Source organism: Paenibacillus sp. EB106-06-01-XG199, assembly GCF_058791575.1.
The window spans coordinates 1-564 of sequence record NZ_JBYTDQ010000047.1 but is presented as its reverse complement, the minus strand read 5'-3'; the positions used below and the strand labels follow the sequence as shown (position 1 = coordinate 564).

The window sequence follows — 564 nt, the reverse complement described above, 5'->3', positions numbered from 1 at the left end:
TGCGGCTGGATCACCTCCTTTCTATGGAGAATCGTTTCCTGCAACGGAAACATTCAAATCGGAAGCTTAGCTTCCAAAACACTCACTCGTGTTCAGTTTTGAAAGAGCAAGTCTCTTTCGTATGCGTTTGGTGGCGATAGCGGAGGGGTTCCACACGTACCCATCCCGAACACGACCGTTAAGTCCTCCAGCGCCAATGGTACTTGGACCGAAGGGTCCTGGGAGAGTAGGACGCTGCCAAGCGGACAACCAATTCGTTGGTTGATTCAAAAATGTTATATATGTTATATGGGCTTTTAGCTCAGTTGGTTAGAGCGCACCTCTGATAAGGGTGAGGTCGGTGGTTCGAGTCCACCAAGGCCCACCATATAACATTAAATTCCTTTATGGGGCCATAGCTCAGCTGGGAGAGCGCCTGCCTTGCAAGCAGGAGGTCAGCGGTTCGATCCCGCTTGGCTCCACCAACAAACTTCATCAATAGTAATACCTTGATCCTTGAAAACTGGATACCGAAACGAATTTGCGTTTTAGAACATCTTTTAGCTGAAACTTGTGTAAACAAGT

At 47.9% G+C, this 564-nt stretch carries 2 tRNA genes and 1 rRNA gene; all 3 read left to right on the top strand.

Annotation, left to right across the window (positions count from 1 at the left end):
• Positions 1-126 precede the first annotated feature (126 nt).
• Positions 127-243, top strand: a 5S ribosomal RNA gene (gene rrf / locus AC3WT9_RS34665).
• 47 nt (positions 244-290) lie between these two features.
• A tRNA-Ile gene (locus tag AC3WT9_RS34660) sits at positions 291-367 on the top strand.
• 21 nt (positions 368-388) lie between these two features.
• Positions 389-464, top strand: a tRNA-Ala gene (locus AC3WT9_RS34655).
• Positions 465-564: the final 100 nt, after the last annotated feature.